Genomic DNA, 17,343 nt, shown 5'->3' on the forward strand with positions numbered 1-17,343 from the left:
GTTACGTCTTATTTTTTAGGATATTTTCGTTGTACTCGAAAGTACACATATATTCTAACTTTTTTAAGACTTAATAGTTAGTGCTTTTGTTGTTTTTTTACTATTGAAGCAAAAATCTTGTTATAATTAAAGAGTATGTAGTTCTTTTTGAAACAACTTTTGCTAAAATAGAGCTGGTTAAATTTTTTTACGGAGGAAATTATGTCCTATAAAGACGATATGATGATTTTTGCCCTCAACTCAAACGTGCCATTGGCTCAAAAGATTGCGGACCGTGTTGGCATTCCACTTTCTAAGTCAAGCGTTGAACGTTTTAGTGATGGCGAAATTCAAATTAATATTGATGAAACTGTACGTGGTAAAGACGTCTACCTTGTTCAATCAACAAGTGATCCAGTAAACGATAGCTTGATGGAACTTTTGATCATGATCGACGCTGTACGTCGTGCTAGTGCTCGTACAATTAACATTGTAATGCCTTACTATGGTTATGCTCGTCAAGACCGTAAGACTCGTGCACGTGAACCAATCACTGCTAAGCTTGTTGCTGATATGCTTCAAACTGCAGGTGCAGATCGTATCCTTTCACTTGACTTGCACGCACCACAAATCCAAGGCTTCTTCGATATTCCAGTTGATAACTTGATGGGTGCTCCTCTTCTTGCTGACTACTTCTTACGTAATCATCTTGAAGAAAACGCAGTTGTTGTTTCACCTGACCACGGTGGTGTTAACCGTGCTAGAAAGCTTGCTGAATTCTTAGGTTGTCCTATCGCTATCGTTGATAAGCGTCGTCCTAAGGCTAACGTTGCCGAAGTTATGAACATTATCGGTGATGTTAAGGGCAAGCGTGCAATCATTATCGACGATATGATCGATACTGCTGGTACTATTACTTTAGCAGCTCAAGCATTGATCGATGCAGGTGCTACTGAAGTTTACGCTAGTGCAACTCACGCCGTTCTTTCAGGCCCAGCCATCAAGAGATTGAATGATTCACCAATTAAGAACTTAATTCTTACTGACTCAATCAACCAACCAGCTGAAAAGAAGTTGGACAAGATGCTTTTAGTATCTGTTGGCCCACTTATGGGTGATGCTATTAAGTGCATCCAAGAACACAAGGCACTTAGCCCATTGTTCGATAACAGATACGAAGCTGACAAGAACAAGTAAAAATTATTTGAAGATAAGAAAAACGACTAGTCTAATTGACTAGCCGTTTTTTTCATATGTTTGAGAGAGTTTTTGAAATAAATGTAATGAAAAGTAAATATTTTATAAATCGGCTCCGTTAGATTCGATGACCTTCTTGTACCAGTCGAATGAATCCTTCTTGTAGCGTTTCATAGAGCCATTGCCATGATTATCTTCGTCAACATAGATAAAACCGTAACGCTTGTTCATTTCGCCGGTTGATGCACTTACTAAGTCGATGCATCCCCATGGCAAGTAGCCCCATAAATCTACGCCATCTTCTGTGACAGCTTTTTTCATCTCCTTGATATGACTACGCAAGTATTCGATGCGGTAATCATCATGAACCTTGTGATCGTCTGTTAGTTTGTCGTAAGCGCCAAGACCATTTTCAACGATGAATAATGGCTTGTGCCAGCGAGTAGTCATCCAGTTTAAGGAGTAGCGCAAACCAACTGGATCAACAGGCCACCCCCAATCGCTTGCCTTAACGAATGGATTTTCAACTAAATCACTATATTCGCGATAATCCATGTGGTCAGTGTATTTAACTGCAAAGGACATGTAGTAGGAGAAGGCGATGTAGTCAACTGTACCATGTTTCAAGATTTCGAGATCTTTATCGGTGATGTCTAAGTTGTAGTTTTTGTTTTTGAAGTATTGAGTAAGCCATCTTGGATATTCACCGTTAACTTGAACGTCGCCGAAGTAGAGGCGAGAGTCCATTGCTCTTTGGGCAAAGAGGATGTCTTCTGGCTTAGGGGATGCAGGATAAATTGGGCAGAAGGCAAGCATACAGCCGATTGGCATATCTGGATCGATTGCGTGACCAATTTGTACGGCTTCAGCACTAGCGACCATTTCATAGTGAGCAGCTTGGTACATTAGCTTTTGCTTGTCGTCGCCTTCCTTGAATTTGATGCCTGAGTTTTCGTAAACGGAGATATCACTTTCATAGTTAGCTTGATTGTTAATTTCGTTGAAGGTCATCCAGTACTTGACCTTGTTGTGATAGCGTTCGAAGCAAATATGAGCAAAGCGAGTGAAGAAGTCGATCAACTTTCTATTGCTCCAGCCGCCATATTCAGTTACAAGGTGATATGGCATTTCGAAGTGAGAAAGGGTTACGACTGGTTCAATGCCGTATTTTAAGCATTCATCGAAGACGTCGTCGTAGAATTTTAATCCTGCTTCGTTGGGTTGTGTTTCGTCGCCATTAGGGAAGATTCTGGTCCAGGCAATTGAGGTGCGAAAAGCCTTGAAACCCATTTCGGCCATTAATTTGATGTCTTCTTTATAGTGATGATAAAAATCAATGGCTTTGTGGTTAGGGTAGTATTTATCCTTTTCGATGGTGGCAGTCAATTCACGAGGGTGATTTGGTCCGCCGAGAGTCATGAGGTCGGCGATTGAGATGCCTTTGCCGCCTTCATTGTAGCCACCTTCGAGTTGGTGAGCGGCGACGGCGCCACCCCATAGAAAGTTTTTAGGGAAAGTAGATTCAGTCATAATAAAAAACTCCTTTTGTCTAACTTGTTATAAGCATTATATGAAATCGATTTCATAAATGATAGACAAAAGGGGCTTTTAGGAATGGTTCGATAAAATGGCTGGTTGTACCTAAAGTGAAACAGGGTGTTTCATCTATTTATTGTTTTTCTTTTTCAATTAAAATATTGACGATTCCTTCAACCAAATACATTACAGGTACTTGTGAAGAAAAGTCGTAAGCTTCTTTTCTAACCATTTGTTCATGGTAGGTAAGGGAATAACGGCTCATTTTTGCGATAGCGCTAGTTTCATCGCCGGTGATGCTGATTAGAAGGATATCGTCATTGTTGACAAATCGATTGATCATTTCCACCATTTCAGTGGTATTGCCTGATACAGAAAAGCAAATAATGACGTTATTGGTAGTATTTTCCAATTTGGAAACGAGCGGATAGAACGGATCCGTGACAGGAGAGGTGTTTAATCCTAGAGCTGCCATCTTTCTTGCGGCATATTCTGCTAAAAAGGCTGAATCACCCATTCCGATAGTAATAATGTTGTCTGCTTGATAGATTTTATCTGCAACGATGTTCAGCTTGCTCAAAGTATCGCTAGGGAAGTTATCTTCGGTAACGTAATGTACTTTCACGTTGTGCAGGCTTTGGTGATTGTTTTTTAAATAAGCTTTGAATTCAGGGAAGCTGTTAAAACCTATCTTATGAATAAAGCGCATAACAGAAGAACTAGAGACGTGCGCTCCTTGGGCAATGTCTCTGACGCGCATGTAAATTACCTTATCATTGTTTTGTTCGATATAACGATAGATAGTCATATCAACGGTAGATAGTTTTGATAAATCTTTAAATCCAAAAAATGCCATAATCTTATTCCTTAATGTGAAAACTTTAAACTAATTGTACTATATTGGAACACTGTGTTCCAATCACGAAATATTGAGCTTAAAAACAGTATGATACCTATCTCCTCCCAAAGCCTCGTCTAATAGCAAACGCTTTCATAGAATTAAAGATGTCAAATGAAAACACGTTAATAAAAAAGTTGGAGGAATTTTTTTATGAAGAATTTTATTAACAATAAAATATTGCCGCCAATTATGAAGTTTGTTAATACAAAAGCTATTATTGCCTTAAAGGACGGTATGCTTTTGTCATTACCATTCATTATGATCGGTTCTTTATTCTTACTGCTTGCTTCATTCCCAATTCCAGCAGTTGCTAATTGGATGAATCAAACAGGTTTGACTCCATTTTGGAATCAAGCTTACAATGCTTCATTTGGTATTGTATCTGTATTTGCCGTTGTTGGTATTGCTTATCAATGGGCTAAGAATGAAGGGGTTGAAGGACTCCCTGCTGGTATGACTGCTTTCGTAGGATTCCTAATTTTGATGAATTCTACTACTCCAGTTATGAACGGAACTAAAACCGTTGTTTCTGCTCAACAGGCTCCAACTCTTTTAACAGGATTTATTGATCGTACTTGGCTTGGGGGTCAAGGGATGATCGCTGCGATCATTGTTGGTTTAGTTACTGGTTGGATTTATAGTTGGTTTGTTAAGCGTAAGATTACTATTAAGTTGCCTGAACAAGTTCCACCTGCAGTTGCTAACTCATTTATTGCTTTGATCCCAGCAGCTGTATTGACTGCATTATGGCTTCTTGTATATATCTTCTTTGAAAAGGTAGCTCATACTACTTTAACTCAATGGATTTACGCAACTATTCAAACACCACTTCAAGGTATAACCGACTCATTTGGTGGTATCTTAGTTTTGACTTTGCTAGTACCATTCTTCTGGTTCTTTGGTGTTCACGGTTCAACTTTGGTTGGTGGTATTGCTGGTCCAATTTTGAGTGCCAACGCTTTGCAAAACGCAGCTATCTTTAAGAAATACGGTTACGTAGACGCTGCACACGGTGGTCACATCGTTATTCAAGGTTTGTTTGACCAATTCTCAACTGTAACTGGTGCAGGTATGACTATCGGTTTGGTTGTCTTCATGTGTTTCATGGCTAGATCAGCTCAAATGAGAAGTATTGGTAAGTTGGCATTGGTTCCTGGTATTTTTAACATTAATGAACCTGTATTATTCGGTGTTCCTATTGTTATGAACCCAATGCTTGCACTTCCATTCTTTATCATGCCACCACTTTCAGCTGGTTCAACTTACTTGTTAATCAAAGCAGGTATCTTGCCATACCTTAACGGGGTCCAGGTTCCATGGACTACTCCACCTGTAATTTCTGGTTTCTTAATCGGTGGTTGGAAAGTTGCTATTTGGCAGGCTATTATCTTAATCATTTCATTCTTTGTATATTTGCCATTTGCACGTAGCTATGACAACATGCTTTACAAACAAGAACAAGCTGCCAAAGCTAAAGAAGAAAAATAATTTAAAGTAGAAAAAATGAGCTTTTATCTCTATCATTTAATTTGTAGATAGAAGCTCATTTTTAATAGGGGAAAATAATGAAAAAATATCTCTCAATTGACATTGGCGGAACGAATCTGAAGTATGCCTTAATCGACGAAAAAGGACATATTCTAGAAAAAGACCGCGTTAAAACAGATGCAAAAAATCTTACGGCATTTATGGAAAACATGTATGAGGTGATCGATTCATATCAGGATCAATTTGAAGGTATCGCAATCTGTGCACCAGGTAAGATCGATACTGAAAATAAGATCATTTATTTCGGTGGTGCGTTAAAGTTCCTTGATGGTTTGAATCTTCAGGACGCATTAGGGGATAAATACAATGTGCCAATCAGTGTGGAGAATGATGGCAAAGCAGCAGCTTTATCAGAGCAATGGCTTGGCGAATTGCGCGGAGTAGATACTGGTGTTGCAATTACTCTAGGCACCGGCGTTGGCGGCGGTGTCGTTGTTAATAATCATCTTTTGCATGGCTGGACTTTCCAAGCCGGTGAGCTTAGTTGGATGATTACTAATTCTGGTATCGGCACAAAGAACAAGGCTGCATATACTGGTGATAATTGTTCTGCCGTTAATATGGTTAAAAAGGTAAATCTAGCTCTTGGAAATAAAGATTTAGATGATGGACTTACTGCCTTTGAAGCGATCAATAATGGTGATTTACGTGCATTGGCAATTTTTAAACTTTACTGCCGCAACGTTGCGATTATGATTATTAATATTCAAACTGTGATCAATGCCTCGAAGTTTGTGATTGGTGGTGGCATCAGCAACCAGCCAATCTTGATTGAAGAAATCAATAATCAATTAGCTAAAATCCTGGAAATCAACCCAATGATTGGCAAGCAGATGATCCCACCAAAAATTATTGCCGCAAAGCATGGCAACGATTCTAACTTATATGGTGCCTTGTATTCGCTTTTACTTGAACTGAATAAGCAATAAAAAACAGCCTAGTTCGTTTGAACTAGGCTATTTTGATCTACTTATTTTTTAACGTCTGACATGAACTTAGCAATGCTTACGCTAGCTGTCGCAACACAAGCGACCATTGCTGTCTTACAACTAATGTCGACAATATCTTTGACTAAATCCTTATTTTCATGGATAAATTTGAAAGATGCATTAGTGTAATCCATGCAGTAGCCGTGAATAGTGTTCATCAGGTCTTTCACTTGAGTGTAGCCACTCTTTTCAGCACGTTTTGGTTCATCCTCTGGGTTGATTTGAGTTCTTACATCATTGTTCATAACAAATACCTCACTTTCACCTTATATTCTACCTTTTTCTAGGTCTTCTTAAGTACCTTAATGCACCATTTTTAATATATTTTTGAAATTGCTCGTAAAGTGGGTCAAAGATCTGAGGCTGCTCTTCATTGTGGGACAACATTGTCTTAGGGAAGAAGAAACGCTCGTCACCTTGGAAGGTACCGTTTAAGGCGCAAACCAATGGACTTAATTGCGATAATTCGATTAAGCTACCATCATCTTGCATGATTTCAATTTGGCTGTTGGCATTTTTACCAGTAGGCTTGTAAGCATCGTATGGTTCGTCAAAAGCTGAGTTAGTAGCGGTGTAGTAATCTGGGTTGAAGCCGGCTTGCTTGATCAAATTCTTCAATTTTGGCAACAAGTTCTTAGTTTCTTCATCGATTCTGACGCTAGCGAGTGGCTTTCTGTATAAATAGCGCTTGGCTAAATCAGATAAAATGGGATCTTGCGCTTCTGTCCACATCAAGAAGTTAGTTTCCATGACGCCGTCGTCTAACTTTAAGTAGTCTTCAAGCGTCCAGTTGCCAGCCAAAAACTTGGCCAAACTTGGTGTAACTTTTAAATTGCCTTCTTTGTAAATGTCTTGAGCACGTTCAAGCAAGTGGTGCAAGATAACTTCCATTGAACGACCAACGCGGTGGAAGTAGACTTGTTGGTACATTTGGTAACGTGATACGATATAGTCTTCTACCGCGTGCATCCCGTTATTGGTAAAGCAAATGCCACCTTGGTATGGGCGAATCACGCGCAAAATGTGGGATAAATCAAAGCGTCCGTAGTTAACGCCAGTGAAGTAGGCATCACGTTGCAAGTAGTCCATTCTGTCGGCATCAGCCTGACTTGAAATCATCTTAACTACTTGAGGGTTAGGGTAAGTTTTAGCAATTACGCTAGCAACTTGTTCAGGAAAGTTTGGCGCAACTTGTTTTAATGCCTTGTTGATTTCAGTATTAGGATCCTTGATGATCTTTTGCCCAATCTTTTCGTGGTTGGTGCCAAAAAGGTGCTCGAATGTGTGCGAATAAGGGCCGTGGCCGATGTCGTGAAGCAGGCCGGCACATTCTACTAACAGACGGTTATCATCGTCCCAGAGGCCGTCTCCTGGTATTATCGAAGGATATTTCTTTGCGAAGATATCGCAGATGCGGCGCGTTAATTCATAAACGCCCAAGTTATGTTCAAATCTGGTGTGCGTTCCCCCAGGAAAGACATAGCTGACAGGTCCAAGCTGCTTAATTCTGCGCATCCGCTGGAATTCTTTTGATTTTACGATATCGAAGATAACTTTATCTTCAATATGGATGTAGCCGTGCACCGGGTCACGGAGTACAACTTCTTGTTTTAGTTTTTCACTTTGAAATCTTGCCATAAACATTCACCAAGCTTGTTAATTTAATTTTTGAAAAAATATATTAAAATAGAGTATACCTATATAAATTATAGCAAAGATGTGTCTGAAGTGCTTAACGGAAGGGATGAGAGCGTGACCGATATTACAATCAATTTAACTAGCAAAATTACTCAAGATAACGATACTGAAACTTTTACCAGAACAGCACCAGGAAAGATGACCGAAGACGGGGACATTATTCGCATTTCCTACACTGAAGAGGGTGCAATTCCCGTCAAAGTGCTTTTAAAGGACGACAAATTGTTGATCAGACGAGGCGTTGATCACAACAACTACTCGTTCATGAAGTTTGTTCCCGGTGAAAAGGAGAGCTGCCGTTATGTAGTTGAAGGCAGACAAATGGATATGGTCAGCGTGACCAACCTGCTCGAATACACAGAAGATGAAGGTTCTCATAAACTTCGGGTTGAATATGACCTCTTTAATGGACTATACTTAATAGGTAACTATGCAGTCACGTTGATTTTTACTTAAACGCCTAGTAGAATAGTAAAGATTGTAAAAGAGAGGACGTACAGCTGTGGGATTAGACAAATTTAAAGACAAAAACCGCGACGAATTATCAATGATCGAAGTTGCTCGTGCAATTTTGGAAGATAATGGTAAGAGAATGGCATTTGCCGATATTGTTAATGCCGTACAAAAATACTTGAACAAGAGTGACGAAGAAATTCGTGAACGTTTGCCACAATTCTATACTGACATGAACACCGATGGTGAATTTATTTCCATGGGTGAAAATGTTTGGGCACTTCGCTCATGGTTCCCATACGAATCAGTTGACGAAGAAGTTAACCACCCAGAAGATGAAGACGAAGACGATGCACGTAAGCACCACAAGAAGGTTAATGCCTTCTTAGCCAGTGCAACTGGTGACGATGACATCATCGACTACGACAATGACGACCCAGAAGACGACGACTTAGATGCCACTGCTGATGATAGCGATGACGACTACGGCGACGACGATTCTGATTACGATGAAGATAACGATGATACTGATGACGTATTGCCAGACGGTATCGAAGGTCAATTGTCACAATTAAACGATGACGATGATGACGAAGAAGATAATTAATTTGCTTGACGCTTGACTTAAGAAGAAAAAGCAGATAGTATTTTTCTTGGGCACCCTATGTGCGTTTAGCTCCCTAATTTGAGGGAGCTTTTTTGTTTGAAGGATAAATAATAAAGGAGCAGAAAATGACAAAATACATCTTCGTAACTGGCGGTGTCGTATCTTCACTTGGTAAAGGTATTACTGCATCAAGTCTAGGTCGACTTCTCAAGAATCGTGGTTTAAAGGTAACCATGCAAAAGTTTGACCCATACATCAACATTGACCCAGGTACAATGAACCCATACCAACACGGTGAAGTTTATGTTACCGACGATGGTACAGAAGCAGACCTTGATTTAGGTCACTATGAAAGAATCGTAGACGTTAGAACTAGCAAGTACTCTAACGTAACTACTGGTAAGATTTACCAAGAAGTTTTGGAAAAAGAACGTCGTGGTGACTACCATGGTGCAACAGTTCAAGTAATTCCTCATATTACTGACATGATCAAGAAGAAGATCATGCGTGCAGCTCTTACTACTGATTCTGACGTAATCATTTCAGAAATTGGTGGTACTGTTGGTGATATCGAATCAACTCCATTCATGGAAGCTATTCGTCAAATGCGTCGTGAAGTTGGTGAAGACAACGTAATGTACATTCACTGTACTTTAGTACCACTTCTTCATGCAGCTCACGAAATGAAGACTAAGCCAACTCAACATTCAGTTGCAGAACTTCGCAGCATCGGTATTCAACCAAACATGCTTGTTCTTCGTGCGGAAGAGCCAATCGACCAAGAACACAAGGACAAGATCTCAACCTTCACCGATGTTCCTGTTGACCGAATCATTGAATCAATTGATGCTCCTTCATTGTTCGATGTGCCTTTGGCTTTCCAAAAGCAAGGAATGGATCAAAAAGTTTGTGACTTCTTGCACCTTGAAAGTCCAAAGCCAGAAGCTGACATGGAAGCTTGGAAGAAGCTTGACGAACGTGCTAAGAGCTTGAAGCACAAGACTAAGATTACTTTAGTAGGTAAGTATGTAGAACTTGAAGATGCCTACATTTCAGTTACTGACGCTTTGCAACACGCAGGTTACCTTTACAACACTAAGATTGAAGTTGATAAGGTTCAAGCTGAAGATGTAACTGAAGACAACATTGCAGAAATCATGAAGGGTTCAGATGGTTTAATCGTTCCTGGTGGTTTTGGTACTCGTGGTCTTGAAGGTATGATCACTGCTATCAAGTACGCTCGTGAAAATGATATCCCATTCTTAGGTATTTGCTTGGGTATGCAAATGGCTAGTGTTGAATTTGCCCGTGACGTATTGCACCTTGAAGATGCCAACTCTGCAGAAGCTGAACCAGACTGCAAGAACAACATTATCGACATCATGGCTGACAAGCGTGACGAAGAAAATATCGGTGGTACTTTACGTTTAGGTCTTTACCCAGCTGCTCTTAAGAAGGGTACTAAGACTCGTGAAGCTTACGACGACCAAGATGTTATTCAAGAACGTCACCGTCACCGTTTCGAATTTAACAACAAGTACCGTGACGCATTTGAAAAGGCCGGTATGGTCTTCTCAGGTGTTTCACCAGACAACCGCTTAGTTGAAATTATTGAATTGCCAAAGAAGAAGTTCTTCATCGCAGCTCAATACCACCCAGAATTCTTGAGCCGTCCACAACGTCCAGAAGGCTTGTTCAAGTCATTTATTGGTGCAGCTAGTGGTCTTCCAGCTGAAAAATTCTAGAATAATAGATTTGAATTATACAAAATCTTAAGAAAACAAGAACCGAGGGACTCAGCTCTTGTTTTTTTTGCGAATATCCTTTAACATTATTATGATTAATTGAAAGTAGAAAAGGATTTGTTTTCGCCAATGAAGCAGATGATTATTCATGGTGGAAAGCCCCTGCAGGGTGATGTTTGGATTGGTGGAGCTAAGAACTCAACTGTTGCATTGATTCCGGCATCGATTTTGTCTAGAACACCGGTAACTTTGGAAGGCGTCCCAAGAATTGCTGATGTTATTAACTTGATGGACTTGTTGAGTGAGATGGATGTGCATTGTGACTTCGGAGAGACAACTTTGTGCATTGATCCAACCGATATTAAGATGAGTCCTTTGCCAGCTGGTAAGATTAAGAGTTTGCGTGCTTCATATTACTTTATGGGTGCACTTCTTGGTCGATTTGGCAAAGCAGTTGTGGGCTTCCCTGGTGGTGACGATATTGGACCACGTCCTATTGACCAACATATTAAGGGCTTTGAAGCCTTAGGCGCCAGCGTAAAAAATGAAAATGATCAAATTATAATTACGGCTCCTGAAGATGGCTTGCATGGTGCGAAGATTCACCTTAAGATGCCATCCGTTGGTGCTACGATGAATATTATTATGGCCAGTGTGACTGCGCAAGGCCAAACTATTATTGAAAATGCAGCCAAAGAACCAGAAATCATTGATTTAGCTACCTTCTTGAACAACATGGGGGCAGTTATTCGTGGTGCAGGTACTGACTCAATCAGAATTGAAGGTGTGGACATGCTTAAGGCACAAATTCCACATACGATTATTCCTGATCGAATTGAAGCAGGTACTTATGTATCGCTTGCTGCATGCATCGGCAATGGCATTAGAATTCATAATATTATTGAGGAACACCTTGATTCATACCTAGCTAAGGTAGAGGAAATGGGCGTTGTTATTGATGCGGATGAAGATTCACTTTATGTGTACCCAGCCGGTGATTTGAAGATGGTGCAAGTTAAGACTGATGTTTATCCAGGTTTTGCGACAGATTTACAACAGCCAATTACGCCACTTCTTTTGACCGCTAAGTCTGGTGAAGGCGTAGTGATCGATAACATTTATCCAAAGCGAATTGGTCATATTGCGCAATTGCAAAAGATGGGTGCTAACATTAAGGTTGAAGATAATATTATCTTGGCTCATCCAACCCCTCAACTTCACGGTGCAGAAGTAACTGCCGGTGAAATTAGAGCAGGTGCATGTTTAATGATTGCAGGTTTAATGGCTACAGGAACAACGATAATCGACAAGGCAGGTAATATCTTGCGTGGATATGACCGTGTCGAAGAGAAGTTGCGTCAACTTGGTGCTGATGTGAGTATCAAAGATGACCCTTCCGTTCCCGGCATTTTAGATAATATATAAAAGCAGGACTTGCATAATTATTTTAGATTAGTAAAATCATATATTGTGGCGGAATAGCAGGGTAGGCTGTTCCGTCTTTTTTTGTACAAAAAAATCGCATGACATTCGCCATGCGATTTTTATTATCTAAAATTTGGTTTTTTACTAATCGAGCAAGTCGTACTTCAAAGTCATCAAGCCGTGACCTTCGTCAACCATTTGACCAAGAAGTTCAACAGTGTTGTTGTAAACAGTGTCAGCCATCTTTTGGTTAGCTGCAATAAGTTTATCTTGTAATTCCTTACCTGAAAGATCCTTAACTTCCTTGTCAGTGTCGTGTTGGATCTTGTGGCATTGTGCCAAACTCTTTTGTTCAAAGGCATCTTCAAGTTCGCCGTATACACGGTAGTTGGTGTCGCCAAGTTGTGCAGTCAACTTGTTAAGCCAGAAAATCTTGTTCAAGTTGAACTTAGGAGTAGTTTGGAAGCTTTCTGGAGTAGTAGTTACGTTAGTATAGAATGGCACCATTGAATTGAAGGTGTTTGGACCAAATGCCAACCATTGAACACCAGCGATTTCTGCAGGAACGTCGTTTCTGATTTGCAAAATGTGAGTTTCGAAGTTTCTGTTGATACCGATTGGACGGAAGGTCTTCTTTTGTTCAGGAGTACCTTGATCACCATATGCATCGTATGGAGTGTCTTGGTAGTGTGAACTTTCAGCCCACTTGATGTCTTCGATTGAGATCAAACGATTTGCGTGGCAAATAAATGGTTGATCTTGGTCAGCAGGAGTGCCACCGAAGTCTGGGTCGAAGTAGTTGTGGATGTACCAAGCACGTGGGTTGTTGTAGTGAGCATCCTTGATAGTTGATGAACCAAAGATGTGACGCATGTTGTAGCCTTCACGGTCTGGGTTCAAGTGGTATTCACTGATTAAGTCCTTCAAGTCGCTTGCTGCAGCGAAGTTGTCAGTGTCATCGAAGTCGAATTCATCGATGTTCAAACGGTTTGGTGCGATAACGTATGCATCGTCAGGGATGCGACGTGCGATCCAGTGGTGGCCACCGATAGTTTCAAGGTACCAAATAGTGTCCTTGTCTGAGAAGGCCATACCATTCATTTCGTAGGTACCGTATTTTTCAACAAGGTAACCTACACGCTTAACACCGTCAAATGCTGAATGAAGGTATGGAAGAGTTAAAGTAACAAAGTCTTCTTCACCTAAACCGCCTTCTGATGGGTCAAGAAGTGGGTCAACACCTTGGATGCGTGAGTTGGTAGTGATAGTTTCAGTAGCAGTCATCGCAATGTTTTCAGCGTTGATACCAGCTGCGCCCCAAATACCGTTTTTACCTGAAACATCAGGTGCAGAGGTGTAACGAAGAGGAGTTGCAGCTAAATCTTCGTCGTCGATCTTTTGCTTGCTGATAACGCTAGTGTAGTGCTTAGGTTGGTCTTCTGGGTTAACTGCCTTGAAGCCTTCAGGGATAATAACACGACCACCATCTTCACTACGAGCGATCATAGTTGAACCGTCAATAGTTGCTTTTTTACCTACTAAGATAGTAGTACATTCTGTTTGTTTCATTTGATCATTCCTTTACTAGATAAGATTTACTTCATATTAATATTGTATGCAAAAAAGACATTAATTTCCACGAAATACGTTAGGACTGACGCCACTATATCGTTTAAATGCCTTGGAGAAGGTGAATTCGTCGCCGTAGCCGACCGTATGCGCGATTTGCTTTAAATTATGCGTAGTATTTTGCAACTCCTTCTTAGCGGCCTCCATCCGCAATTGCATCAGATATTTTTGCGGTGAAATCTTGGTATTCTTTCTAAATAGGGCATACAAAAAACTACGCGAAACGCCAAGCCGGTTGCAGAGCTCCACGATGTTGCAAGTAGGGTCGGTGTAGTTTTTGTTCAAATAATCAATAGCGATTTGGTATTGATCGACCTTAGGTGTTTTGCGAACCGGTGGGTGATCAGGAAATTCGTTAACGAGGTGATAGAAGAGCTGATAGGTGAGAGAGGCAATTTGAATGTTATTAAGTAGCGAGGTCTTCTTGTTTAAAATGCCGTAGATTTTATGTAAAGTCGTGAAGAACTTAGTGTTTTGAATCTGCCGCAAAAAGTTTTTATTAGGTAAATTAGAAGCCTTAATCATCTGGTTGGTGCCAGGACCGGCTAACCCAATCCAGAAATACTGCCATGGTTCATCATGATCTGCTTGAAAGTAGCAGGTTTGACTACGTGGAATGTAGAATAGGTCGCCTTCTTTTAATTTGACTGAGTGGTGGCCGCTTGAAGTAAAAGTGCCTTTACCCGACATGATGTAATAGAGGACATCGTTTTTGCGCAAATTATTGCCTTCGAAGTATTCGTCAGGCTGACAAGCTTGCTCACCATAAAATAGAATGTGGCTTTCGAGATTTTGATTGTTGAAATTATGATATTGGTTCGGCATATTTTCCTCGCTATTGAAAAACTTTTCTTCTATTCCTATTATAGAGAATGATTAAGATTAAGGGGAAGAATGAGTATGGAAAAAGACAAGCAGGATAGATTTTTTGAACGATTTCAGACATCGCTAAGAGAACACCTACTCACTTTTAACGATGGCGTGATTGCGATTATTATTACGATTATGGTGTTGTCGATTCCTGCACTTAGAAGTGACGGCGACTTTTGGTATGATGCGCACCGCATTTTTATCACCTTTAAAAGAGCGACGAAGCAGGTCGTCATCGCAGATTTTTTTCTACTGACACTATCGTTTATTCCCGTGATGACTAAGTGGATTATCATTGATCCTTCGCAAATGGCGCTAGCAGTCTACGGCGGCGTTTATCTGTTGGTGCAAGTGTGTGCGTTTTGGATCTTTGTGGCTGGCAATTATGGCCGTGTTCATAAGGGAGCCGTTTGGCAGACCGCGTTAGTTAGAACGCTGTTGATCGGGATGCCACTAGCTGTAGTTTTAATTCTTTTGCCTAAAATCACCTTAATCATGTACTTAGTTTTGCTCATCATTTCGTTCTTCGCACCTGATCGAGCACCTAGACGACATTATCATAAAAAGTAAAACGCCTGATTTTTTGTCAGGCGTTTTATGTAGGGTCTAAAGAAATATTTATAGAAAAAATATGTGAGATTTATAAATTATGAAATGGGATATTCAGCTTATTTGGCACCACTTCTTCCATTAAATATAAGGTTAAGCAAAGTAGCACAAATGCTGGCTACTACGATACCGTTACCCAAGAACAATTGAATAGTTTGAGGAAGGTCTTGGAAAATTTGTGGGTAAACGGTAACGCCTAAACCTAATCCGATAGAGATAGCTACAACCAAGATGTTACGGTTGTTTTCAAAGTCAACTTTGGTTAACATTCTGATCCCTTGAACGGCGATCATGGTGAACATGACTAACATGGCGCCGCCTAAGACAGAATCAGGAATAATGGTTACTAAAGCGCCGATTTTAGGAAGAAGACCCATAGCCATCAATAAGCCGGCAGCCCAGTAGATTGGGCGTTTTGTTTTAATACCAGATAATTGAAGCAGGCCAACGTTTTGTGAGAATGTAGTGTAGGGGAAGGTGTTGAAAAGCCCACCGAAGACTTGTGCCAGTCCTTCGGCACGATAACCGCGTTTAAGGTCATCTTCGGTAATATCTTTATGAAGCAGGTCGCCGATTGCAAAGAAGACACCGGTTGATTCAACCATAGAAACCAATGCAATGATGATCATTGTTAAACAAGACGACCATTCAAATTCAGGCGCTCCGAAGTAGAAAAGCTGTGGCAGGTGGAACCATGAAGCTTGTATAACTGGTTTTAAGGAAACAAGTCCCATGAAACTTGCAATAACGGTTCCGGCGATTAATCCGATCAAAACAGAAATTGAACGAAGGAATCCTTTGGTCCAGACTTCGATGGCAACGATGATGAGGATGGTAAGAAAGGCAGCGATAAGATTTTTCGCATCACCGAAGTCTTTGGCTTGAGCATTGCCACCGCCCATGTTTTGGACAGCAACAGGAACCAAAGTTAACCCAATAACTGTAATTAAAGTTCCTGTGACGACTGGCGGGAACAGCTTTTTAATTTTTGAGAACCAACCAGCGACTAGGAAAACGAAGATACCGGCGACGATGATTGCGCCGTACATCGTGTTGATCGAAAATTTTTGTCCGATCATTTCAAGTGGGGCAACAGCTTGGATGGCACAGCCTAAAACAACAGGAAGGCCGATACCAAAGTATTTGTTGCGGAACAATTGGATCATGGTGGCAAGACCACACATGAAGATATCAATAGAAACAAGGTAAGTCATTTGTTCGCTATTGAATTTAAGTGCGGAACCGATCAAAAGAGGAACGGCAACAGCGCCGGAATACATGGCGAGCAGGTGTTGCAAACCTAAGACAGCAGCTTTTTTGTGACTAACTTCTTTTTGTGCCATTTTTTATTTATTCTTCTCCTTCGAAGTGTACTTTACCGTCTTTGAAACTGTCGATACTTGCTAGAGCTTCAAAGCGTAAGCCTTCGTTTTTAACCCAGTCGCTTCCGCCTTGGAAGGTTTTGGCAACGACGGCACCGACACCAACGATGTCACAGCCGGCTTGTTTAGCAATGTTAACCATACCTTTAACGGCTTCACCGTGGGCAACGAAGTCATCAACGATTAAAAGGTGTTCACCTTTGTGTAAGAATTTTTCTTCAACACAGATCTTGTTGGTAACTTTCTTGGTGTATGAGAAGACATCTGCCCAGTAAACTGCGTCGTTAAGAGTAGATGGCTTCTTCTTTCTGGCAAAGACCATTGGCACGCCCAATTGATAAGCGGTCATGATGCCAGGTGCGATACCTGATGCTTCACAGGTCAAAATCTTGTCGATTTTTTCATCGGCGAAAAGTCGCTTGAATTCTTCACCAACTTGCATCATTAACTTGGGATCAACTTGGTGGTTCAAGAATGAGTTAATCTTAAGAACATCGCCGTCTAAAACTTCCCCATCTCGTTTAATTCTGTCTTCTAATAACTTCAACTACTTAATCCTCCTAAAGAAATAAGGACCTCTTCTACCTACGTTTAGGTAAAAGAAGTCCTTAAGATGTTTTTCTTAACTTTCATTCACCTATAGTCCACCATTTACGGTAGTGGGTAGAAACTGTCGACCTTATTTCGACGATATATAGATATTCTTGTGTTGGTTTAATAGTAACAAAATACATTGCCGAACACAAGTGGGAAATTAAGCATTAATGTTCGATTA

16 protein-coding genes and 1 riboswitch are annotated in these 17,343 nt (G+C 40.6%); of the genes, 8 read left to right on the forward strand and 8 right to left on the reverse strand.

Annotated features, from left to right (window positions below; translation table 11 throughout):
- Positions 1-201 precede the first annotated feature (201 nt).
- Complete coding sequence (locus BN1206_RS00815) at positions 202-1,176, forward strand: ribose-phosphate diphosphokinase (protein WP_013641440.1); 975 nt, start codon at positions 202-204, stop codon at positions 1,174-1,176.
- Positions 1,177-1,278: 102 nt separating this feature from the next.
- On the opposite strand, the gene BN1206_RS00820 is transcribed toward BN1206_RS00815, so the two are convergent.
- Positions 1,279-2,706, reverse strand: a complete 1,428-nt coding sequence (locus BN1206_RS00820) for a 6-phospho-beta-glucosidase (RefSeq protein ID WP_013641441.1) — start codon at positions 2,704-2,706, stop codon at positions 1,279-1,281.
- 139 nt (positions 2,707-2,845) lie between these two features.
- Positions 2,846-3,568 (reverse strand): MurR/RpiR family transcriptional regulator, encoded by a 723-nt coding sequence (locus BN1206_RS00825; protein ID WP_013641442.1) that lies wholly within the window; start codon positions 3,566-3,568, stop codon positions 2,846-2,848.
- Between the two features lie 195 nt (positions 3,569-3,763).
- Between BN1206_RS00825 and BN1206_RS00830 the strand changes: the two genes are divergently transcribed.
- Both BN1206_RS00830 and BN1206_RS00835 read left to right on the forward strand, forming a co-directional pair.
- Positions 3,764-5,101 (forward strand): PTS sugar transporter subunit IIC, encoded by a 1,338-nt coding sequence (locus BN1206_RS00830; protein WP_013641443.1) that lies wholly within the window; start codon positions 3,764-3,766, stop codon positions 5,099-5,101.
- A gap of 77 nt (positions 5,102-5,178) precedes the next feature.
- Entirely contained in the window at positions 5,179-6,090 is a 912-nt protein-coding gene (locus BN1206_RS00835; RefSeq protein ID WP_052542768.1) for an ROK family protein, read from the forward strand.
- A gap of 41 nt (positions 6,091-6,131) precedes the next feature.
- On the opposite strand, the gene BN1206_RS00840 is transcribed toward BN1206_RS00835, so the two are convergent.
- Positions 6,132-6,395 carry a hypothetical protein gene (locus tag BN1206_RS00840; RefSeq protein ID WP_005724095.1) on the reverse strand — a complete coding sequence of 88 codons (264 nt, stop codon included), beginning with the start codon at positions 6,393-6,395 and terminating at the stop codon, positions 6,132-6,134.
- Between the two features lie 28 nt (positions 6,396-6,423).
- Complete coding sequence (locus tag BN1206_RS00845) at positions 6,424-7,788, reverse strand: HD domain-containing protein (protein WP_052542769.1); 1,365 nt, start codon at positions 7,786-7,788, stop codon at positions 6,424-6,426.
- 114 nt (positions 7,789-7,902) lie between these two features.
- Here BN1206_RS00845 and BN1206_RS00850 point away from each other — a divergent pair, with 114 nt between their 5' ends.
- The 4 genes from BN1206_RS00850 (at position 7,903) to BN1206_RS00865 (ending at position 12,078) form a co-directional block, all read left to right on the forward strand.
- The gene (locus tag BN1206_RS00850; RefSeq protein ID WP_013437084.1) at positions 7,903-8,304 is read left to right on the forward strand and encodes a YwiB family protein; all 402 of its coding nucleotides are present in this window, start codon (positions 7,903-7,905) and stop codon (positions 8,302-8,304) included.
- A 46-nt stretch (positions 8,305-8,350) separates the two neighbouring features.
- Positions 8,351-8,908, forward strand: a complete 558-nt coding sequence (gene rpoE / locus BN1206_RS00855; protein ID WP_014565544.1) for a DNA-directed RNA polymerase subunit delta — start codon at positions 8,351-8,353, stop codon at positions 8,906-8,908.
- Between the two features lie 125 nt (positions 8,909-9,033).
- Entirely contained in the window at positions 9,034-10,653 is a 1,620-nt protein-coding gene (locus BN1206_RS00860) for a CTP synthase (protein WP_013437086.1), read from the forward strand.
- 129 nt (positions 10,654-10,782) lie between these two features.
- The gene (locus BN1206_RS00865; RefSeq protein WP_013437087.1) at positions 10,783-12,078 is read left to right on the forward strand and encodes a UDP-N-acetylglucosamine 1-carboxyvinyltransferase; all 1,296 of its coding nucleotides are present in this window, start codon (positions 10,783-10,785) and stop codon (positions 12,076-12,078) included.
- A gap of 144 nt (positions 12,079-12,222) precedes the next feature.
- Here BN1206_RS00865 and BN1206_RS00870 read toward each other — a convergent pair whose 3' ends face one another.
- Positions 12,223-13,647, reverse strand: coding sequence for a C69 family dipeptidase (locus tag BN1206_RS00870; RefSeq protein ID WP_013437088.1), 1,425 nt, complete (start codon positions 13,645-13,647; stop codon positions 12,223-12,225).
- A gap of 60 nt (positions 13,648-13,707) precedes the next feature.
- Positions 13,708-14,532 (reverse strand): AraC family transcriptional regulator, encoded by an 825-nt coding sequence (locus BN1206_RS00875; RefSeq protein WP_013437089.1) that lies wholly within the window; start codon positions 14,530-14,532, stop codon positions 13,708-13,710.
- A gap of 75 nt (positions 14,533-14,607) precedes the next feature.
- Here BN1206_RS00875 and BN1206_RS00880 point away from each other — a divergent pair, with 75 nt between their 5' ends.
- The gene (locus BN1206_RS00880) at positions 14,608-15,147 is read left to right on the forward strand and encodes a TMEM175 family protein (protein WP_013437090.1); all 540 of its coding nucleotides are present in this window, start codon (positions 14,608-14,610) and stop codon (positions 15,145-15,147) included.
- 98 nt (positions 15,148-15,245) lie between these two features.
- Here the strand turns inward: BN1206_RS00880 and BN1206_RS00885 are convergent, their stop codons facing one another.
- Together BN1206_RS00885 and BN1206_RS00890 are read right to left on the reverse strand one after the other, a co-directional pair.
- Entirely contained in the window at positions 15,246-16,529 is a 1,284-nt protein-coding gene (locus BN1206_RS00885) for a nucleobase:cation symporter-2 family protein (RefSeq protein WP_052542771.1), read from the reverse strand.
- 7 nt (positions 16,530-16,536) lie between these two features.
- Positions 16,537-17,115 (reverse strand): xanthine phosphoribosyltransferase, encoded by a 579-nt coding sequence (locus BN1206_RS00890; protein ID WP_013437092.1) that lies wholly within the window; start codon positions 17,113-17,115, stop codon positions 16,537-16,539.
- Between the two features lie 73 nt (positions 17,116-17,188).
- A riboswitch (purine riboswitch) is annotated at positions 17,189-17,286 on the reverse strand.
- Positions 17,287-17,343 lie beyond the last annotated feature (57 nt).

It is taken from the genome of Lactobacillus sp. OTU4228, assembly GCF_001006945.1.
Taxonomy (GTDB): domain Bacteria; phylum Bacillota; class Bacilli; order Lactobacillales; family Lactobacillaceae; genus Lactobacillus; species Lactobacillus amylovorus.